This is a genomic window from Acinetobacter sp. UBA3132, from assembly GCF_002364825.1.
Taxonomy (GTDB): Bacteria; Pseudomonadota; Gammaproteobacteria; order Pseudomonadales; family Moraxellaceae; genus Acinetobacter; species Acinetobacter schindleri.
Genome location: NZ_DEZM01000018.1, coordinates 1 through 7,437, shown reverse-complemented (window position 1 = coordinate 7,437; position 7,437 = coordinate 1). Strand labels below are relative to the sequence as shown.

7 protein-coding genes are annotated in these 7,437 nt (G+C 43.2%); 3 read left to right on the top strand and 4 right to left on the bottom strand.

Translation table 11 applies throughout. The features are described 5' to 3' along the window. Positions 1 to 141 precede the first annotated feature (141 nt). Together B4033_RS00680 and B4033_RS00675 are read left to right on the top strand one after the other, a co-directional pair. Complete coding sequence (locus B4033_RS00680) at positions 142 to 2,280, top strand: multicopper oxidase family protein (protein ID WP_286831134.1); 2,139 nt, start codon at positions 142 to 144, stop codon at positions 2,278 to 2,280. A gap of 116 nt (positions 2,281 to 2,396) precedes the next feature. Then, positions 2,397 to 3,122: a YgfZ/GcvT domain-containing protein gene (locus B4033_RS00675; protein ID WP_286831132.1), complete on the top strand. Its 726-nt coding sequence runs from the start codon at positions 2,397 to 2,399 to the stop codon at positions 3,120 to 3,122. Between the two features lie 41 nt (positions 3,123 to 3,163). Here B4033_RS00675 and B4033_RS00670 read toward each other — a convergent pair whose 3' ends face one another. Beyond that, positions 3,164 to 3,415 (bottom strand): hypothetical protein, encoded by a 252-nt coding sequence (locus B4033_RS00670; protein WP_004814532.1) that lies wholly within the window; start codon positions 3,413 to 3,415, stop codon positions 3,164 to 3,166. 227 nt (positions 3,416 to 3,642) lie between these two features. On the opposite strand from B4033_RS00670, the gene B4033_RS00665 reads away from it, so the two are divergent. After that, positions 3,643 to 4,461, top strand: a complete 819-nt coding sequence (locus tag B4033_RS00665; RefSeq protein WP_004814531.1) for a tetratricopeptide repeat protein — start codon at positions 3,643 to 3,645, stop codon at positions 4,459 to 4,461. 47 nt (positions 4,462 to 4,508) lie between these two features. Here B4033_RS00665 and B4033_RS00660 read toward each other — a convergent pair whose 3' ends face one another. The 3 genes from B4033_RS00660 to B4033_RS00650 all read right to left on the bottom strand — a co-directional run. Beyond that, the gene (locus B4033_RS00660) at positions 4,509 to 5,444 is read right to left on the bottom strand and encodes an AEC family transporter (RefSeq protein WP_286831129.1); all 936 of its coding nucleotides are present in this window, start codon (positions 5,442 to 5,444) and stop codon (positions 4,509 to 4,511) included. 81 nt (positions 5,445 to 5,525) lie between these two features. Next, positions 5,526 to 6,650, bottom strand: coding sequence for an NADH:flavin oxidoreductase/NADH oxidase (locus tag B4033_RS00655; protein ID WP_048882036.1), 1,125 nt, complete (start codon positions 6,648 to 6,650; stop codon positions 5,526 to 5,528). Positions 6,651 to 6,742: 92 nt separating this feature from the next. Further along, on the bottom strand, positions 6,743 to 7,437 hold a 695-nt coding region (locus B4033_RS00650), incomplete at its 5' end, for a carbohydrate porin (protein WP_286831126.1).

Here is a 7,437-nt window from a genome sequence, read left to right as displayed (position 1 = left end):
TGAATAGTTTTGACCTTTGCTTGTCATCTATCTGTATATCCCAATTTGGTGATATTCACCCTTAAAACATTTCAGTACATCTAGGCGGTAAGTACTTCATAACAACAACACACAACATAAAAATTAATAAAGGTGAAGAACATGTTACAGATCGCCATTATTGGGATCATTACTGTATTAGTGGCAGTTTTGGCTTCCAGCTGGATTGGAGGGAAAAAGCCCTCCGATCCATACAATCCGACTAAACCTACTCCTACCCACCCCACTAAACCGGATCATCCTTCTCCCCCTTCCCCCCCCGCCTCTGGTAAATCGGAGTCACTCATTAATAATCCACCCTTGCTGCAGAAAGGTGCTAAAGGTAAATACGAACTGGTTGCGGCATATAAGACCAATAAGATTTATAACCCGAGGCAATTACAATGGGATCAATTACTGGTTCGGGGTTACTTGACTAAAGCCAGTTTATTGAACAGGCAGGAAGCACGTGAAACCGGAATTGTAGATGAACTGGTGGGTCCACAGATTCGGGTCAAACAGGGTGAAACCTTGTCGATTAATTTAAATAATCAGCTACCTGATGAAACACCTGAAAGCTGTGAAAATATTCTCGATCCGAATGAACCCCATTGTTTTAATACCACCAACCTGCATACACATGGTTTCTGGGTCAGCCCTCAGGGAAATAGTGACAATGTCTTCCTGAAAATTGCCCCGCAGGCGAATCTTGATTATCAATATAAGATTGAACCCAATCATCCTGCGGGCACTTACTGGTACCATGCCCATTTACATGGCTCGACCGCAATTCAGGTATCTAGTGGGATGGCTGGTCCGCTCATTGTGGAAGGAAGCCGTGTACCTAAAGTGAAAAATGGCAAGGTGACGTCTACAGGTGATCTCGATATTTTATGGAAAGATAAAGCCAAGCATAATGATGCAAATGAAAAAATCCTGGTCTTCCAGCAAATTCAATATGACTGTACTGACACTGAAGGCCAATCTTTAAACAGCAATGATTGTAAAGGGGCCGGTATAGGCACGATGGAAAACTATGCTGGTCTGAATAGCTTCAACTCTTGGGGGTTAAATAACTACTACACTTCAATTAATGGCAAAGTATTAGGCGAAATTCAGGTCAATCAAAATGAATTTAACCGCTGGCGTATGATTCATGGAGGGGTGCGGGACACTATTGGCTTAATCATTAAAGAATTACCTGGCTCCAGTCAATATACTGCCAAACAAACGGTGGATACCTGTCTTTCCTATCAGGGGGATATTCTCATTCCCGCCTCAAAAGTTGCTTTCGATCAACTGACCAGCCTGCCAGTTCACACGATTGCCCAAGACGGTTTAACGATGACCCAGGCTCAGACCCGTACCCTTTCCGTGTTCCAGCCAGGTTATCGTCACGATGCCATGCTCAGCTTTCCCTCCACCAATAAATACTGCATCTTTGATTCAAGATTAAATATTGATGATGAAATCAATACCAGAACTTCCGGTGAAATCACCCCACAGTTATCTCCTAACAGTGGGCTAAATGCACAGCTGCTGGGCTGGGTAAATGTCAAATCCACCAAGTTGAAGGCGCAAACTGCTGCTCAGTTTTTAAAAGATCAGGCACAGAAAATCGGCTTAAGCAAGGAGATTCAGGCGCAATTAGCGCAACTTAATCTGTCTGCCTTTACTGATCATCCCTCATTGATGACCAGAGAAATAGATAACCTGATTCGAGACAGACCGCAACAACGCTCTACTTTCGATGCCTCTTTTGGTCCAAATGGTAAATTCGGTTATCGTTATGCTGATCATCCAGGCATTTATAGTTTTGGAGAAACCTTCACTGGAGAAAGTGTGGTCAATGGCAAATATGTGCGTAAGCTAGAAATAGGTAAAGTCGATGAATGGGTACTGACCAGCGCAAATCTGGGACATCCTTTCCATATCCATGTCAATCCGTTCCAGATTGTTAAAATTTTAAACCCGGATAAAAAGGACGTAAGTGAAACAATATCTGAACCTGCAACCACGCCCAATGAGCTGGATGATGTCCAGTACCGAGGTTTAAAAGGACAATTCAAGGATACCATTTTTGTTAAACCGGGATATGAAGTGATTGTTCGAAGTCATTACAAGAAATTCGAAGGTGACTTTGTACAGCATTGTCATATTCTCGATCATGAAGATCAGGGCATGATGGAATATGTACGAATCTGTGGCGGCAAATTTGACTGTAATGCCGATTTACCTGGTTCACATGACCATCATCATTAACTCTCGCTTTTAATTAAAAGCCTGCATCTGATATTGCGGGCTTTTTTATTTGCCTAGAGATAATGCTTGCTGCACAATAGCTTGATTGATTTTTAGTATTCAAACTGAGGCTGATCATGGCAACATCTCCTGCTTTTACCTTATTTACGCTGAATGGAGTAGATGCGCAAAAATTCCTGCAAGGTCAAGTGACTTTAAATACTGAAGCCTTGGCTGAAAACCAGACACGCTATACCGCAATCTGTAGTTTAAAAGGACGCATTCTATTTGGTTTATGGCTGAAAAAAATTAACGCTGAAAGCTTTGAAATTGTTGTGACTGCTGATCAGGCCGAAGACTTTGCCAAGCACATCCGCAAGTTTGGCGCTTTCTCCAAAATGAAGTTAGAAGAAGTAGGTTCAGCTTATCCAGTTACTGTAGGTATTCATAGCGAATTTAGTCCTGAAGCAACGGATACTCAAGCTTGGGAAATGAATGCAATTGAATCAGGTCAGGCATGGATTCAGGCAGCAACCGCAGAACAATTCCAGCCACAAGAACTGCGCCTGCATCAGCGTGAAGGCATCCACTATGACAAGGGGTGTTACCTCGGTCAGGAAGTCATTGCCCGTTTATGGTTCAAAGCCAAACCGAAACACTGGTTGCATCTGGTACAAGGTACAGGTGCAGCACCTGCTATCGCAAGCAAACTGAATAATGATGTAGAAGTCGTAAACAGTGTCAATATTGACGGCGGCTTTAAAGCACTCGTGGTTGCTAAACCGGAAGCGCTTATTGAATTAGGTTTGACTGTACTCGACCTGCCTGAAGCACTCAGTGGTGATGTCGCTCGTCCACAATAAGAAAATCACTTTAAAAAAATCCTCCTATATGGAGGATTTTTTTAAAGATTAAAATCATGGAACAATTTGTTCATGTCTTTAATCACATAATCTTTAAAATGAAAAGCGCGTGCATGTTTCGCATCGAAGCGTGCAGTTTTACCTTCATGTTCAAAAATATATACACGGTCTTCATTGCTGACTAAAAAGTTTTGACCCAATCGCATGAGTAATGCATCGAACTTATCCTCATCAGCGATACTGTCATCCTTACTGATTTGATCATATGCACGTTTAATGCCTTTAATAAACATTGTTTCACCCTACTTCATGGCTCAAAGGCGGATTTAATCAGAGATTCATAGAATTTCAAAGTTTTGTGGTAAAAATAGTCTTCATCTTCTCTTCATCACTCTCTATTATATTTGTATTTCGTGACAATTAGGATATTTACAAAGTATAAAATCATTTTATGATGTAGCTGTAATAATTTAAAAAACACCACGGAATCAGGTGTTGCATACAACAAGGTCCAGGAACCATGAAAAAAATAATATTTGCTGCGATGCTCGCAGTTTCAACTCAATATGCACTTGCCAATGCAAATACCAAAGCTGAAGCAGTTGATCCTCAATTTGCCAAGGTTGAAGCCTTAGTCAAAGCCAATGACTTTAAGGGTGCTCACACTTTACTAAATGAGTTAGCACAGAAAGGGAATGCTCAAGCACTGTATAACTTAGGCTATTTAACCCAGACTGGTCAGGGCACCGCAAAGAATGAGAAAAAAGCGGTACAACTGTATGAACAGTCAGCAAGCAAAGGCTACCCGGTTGCCAACTATGTCCTCGGTAAAAATTATGCAGGCGGCACAATGGGGCTGAAACAGGATCTGACCAAAGCCAAACAATATCTGGAACGCGCATCTAGCGCCGGTTTTGATGATGCTACTGTGGATCTGGCAGTGTTACTTTTTGCTGAAGGAAAACCTGCTTCTGATCAGCAAGCACTGAAAAAACTTCAACCACTGATTAAAAAAGATAATTTCCAGGCGATTCATGCCAAAGCCCTGTATGACATCAGCATGGGCTTTAAAAATAAGGATGAAAAACCGATTCAGCAAGGTTTAAGCTCGATTCAGGAGCTTGCCAAGAAAGGCTATATCCCTGCCCTGATGGCAGTCGCTAACATGTTTGCCAATGGTAATATCGTGCCGCAAAACCTGCCTGAAGCGAAGAAAATCTTTAGTGCCTTGGCTCAGGAAAATATTCCACAGGCCAAAGAGTCTCTGGCGGCAGTAGAGAAAATGATTGCTGAACAAAGCAAGAAACCAGCTCAACCAACGGCGCAAAAGAAAAGCTAACCTAAGCTATAAAAAGCCCCTGATTCGGGGCTTTTTTATTGGAATGTTTAACTGAGAAAATAGCCAGACTGAGTCAGGATGACTGCCACCACAATAAAGCCCATTAAGGTACTGAGTACCAATGGCGGTAAAGCTTTTTCCTGTACCCCATAATGCTGGGCAAAAATCCCAAAAGCGATTGGCATTGGCAATGCCGCCAGCAATGTGCCGATAAAAAGCATCTCACGACTGACATCAAAAGCCGATAATAAACTGAAAATCAGCAATGGCATGACGAGGACTTTCATGGCTGTCAGGAACCAGCTAAAGGCCGTCAGTGAGCTGAGATTCATGCCAATCAGGCTACCACCAATCACAAATAAGGCCAGTGGCGATGCAGTTTGCCCTAACATTTTTAAGGTAGAGCTAAGTAATTCTGGTAGTTGAATATCTAGAACTATGCACAAAATACCCAGCATAATCGAAAGAATCACCGGATTTTTCAAGATCCGTAGCAATGTTCCAGTCAATATACTTTTGCCAGTTGTACCGGGAGCCTGCAGACCCCGTTCAGCCAGAATCAGCATCAAGGTCACGATCAGCAGATTTTCTACAATAAGAGTCAATGAAAGATAAATTGCTGAATGTGAACCAATCAATAAAGTCAGTATCGCCGTGCCGATAAACCCGGTATTGGACATGGAGCCACCCATGGCCAGCACACCGGACTCAGTGAGAGAAGCCTTGAAGAAATAGCGGCAGCAGAAAAATACCAAGCCATAGAGCAGCAAAGAACCGCCCGCATAGGCAATAAAATACTGTGGACTCCAGATATCGCTGAGATGTTTACTTGCCAAGGCTTGTAACAGAAAAGCTGGCAAGGAAATCTTCATTACAAACTGGCTCATCGCCGTAATCAGCGAGGGGGTGATAAATTGGGTTCGTGCAGCGATATAACCTAAAAACACGACGGCACAAATTGGAAATAGAATAGTGAATAACATTAATTTTCTGCAGTTTTACTGCATTGTTCCTTAATATGTTCATCCCTGAACGATTAACTTCCCCTCATTTAACAAGCAGTTTTATTTGTCCGCTGAAGAGAAAGGCTTAAGCAGATCTCGCAAACCATGTGGCTGGCAACGCAAATACTGAGGCGTCACCTCTACGGTTTCACCGAGTGTCGCAGCTGCATGCCATGGCCAGCGTGGATCATACAAAATGCCACGCGCAAGCGCGATAGCATCTGCCTGTCCATATTGCAGAATTCCTTCTGCCTGCATCGCTTCCGTAATCAAACCGACCGCAATCACTGGAATATTGACCGCCTTTTTAATCGCTTCTGCAAAAGGAACCTGATAATTCGGATGCACATCAATTTTCTGGTCTACATGTAAACCTGCACTCGAAACGTGGATATAAACAGCTCCCGATGCTTCCAGCGCTTCAGAAAGTTCAACAGCAGCCTCAATGTTCCAGCTTTCAACCTCTTTCATCCAGTCGGTTGCAGAAATACGCACGCCAATCGGATAGCCTTCAGGAACCGCATCTTTCATCGCTTTAAAGACCTCTAAAGTCAGACGAATCCGGTTTTCAAATGAACCGCCATATTGATCCTGGCGCTGATTCGACAGAGGTGACATAAATTGATGCAGCAAATAGCCATGCGCAGCATGAAGCTCAATCAGCTCAAATCCTGCTTCGACAGCACGCTTGGCACTGGCAGCAAAGTCCTGAATTACTTGCTGGATTTCCTCAAGACTTAAGGCTTTTGGTGGGTGCTCATGTGCTTGAAAGGGAATATCACTGGCAGAGACAGTCTGCCAGCCTAAAGGCTGATCTGGTGCAATTTGCCCCTTGCCTTCCCAAGGTTTATCTGTAGAGGCTTTACGCCCAGCATGTGCCAGCTGAATCGCAAAGGGCATTGGCGAAAGAGATCGCACCTTTTCCAGTAAGGTCTTGATCTGTGCTGTCTGGCTATCATTCCACAATCCCAGATCTGCATAGCTAATCCGACCTTGTGGCTGTACCGCAGTCGCTTCCACAATACATAAACCGGCACCAGACAAAGCATAATTGGCCCATTGCTGTTCGTGCCAATAGGTAATTTCCCCCTGCTCTGTTGCAGAGTACTGACACATCGGCGCAATTACGATTTTATTTTGAAGTTGCAGTGATCCAAATTGAATAGGTTGAAATAGTAATGCCACGCTGTATTTCCTCTTTTTATTGCACAGTTTCACTCTAGAAATAAAAACAAGCTCCCAAGAGCCTGTTTAGTTATAACGTGAACGATCAAACTTTAGAAGATGATTCGTGTAGTCAAACCGAGTACCAGTGCATCATCTACATTATTGCTTGAACCTGGATTAATGACATATTGCAGGTTTGGACGCAGCATTAGCCACTTTGTTGCGTTATAGCTGTAGTTCAGTTCAATATTGTATTCTGCATCAGCATTGAAAGCTGGCCGTGAATCCGCAAAGCGATCATTCACATGCACACGATTCACTGCCAAACCTAAAATGTCGTTCGGCTGGCTGTCCGTAAGACCGATATATTTCACACCAATTTGTTGTGAATTATCTACTTTGTTAGTATCGCGGTCATGCCAGGTAAAATTAGCAAATGAATGTAAACCCTGACGGCCACTACCTGTCGATGTTAACTGTTGCTCTATTGCTAACCAGCCTGCAAAGGTACGGTTTTTTCCTTCACCTGTTGCGATGTCTTTTTGGTTAGCAATATCATCAGCCGTGTTATACATACCACCAACACGGTAGCTACCCGGTAAACCGTTCACAAAAGATTTTGGAGTCCAGACCACCTCTGCCGGAATGGTTACACCATCCGCATTATCAGTATCCAGATTCCAACCATGACGTTCCAAAACATTTTCAGGGTTGTATTCATAAACACCCACTTGAGTAAACACTTCAGGCGTTACCTGATATTTCACACGACCGCCCCATTGTGCAACAGGCGTGTTCATCCAAA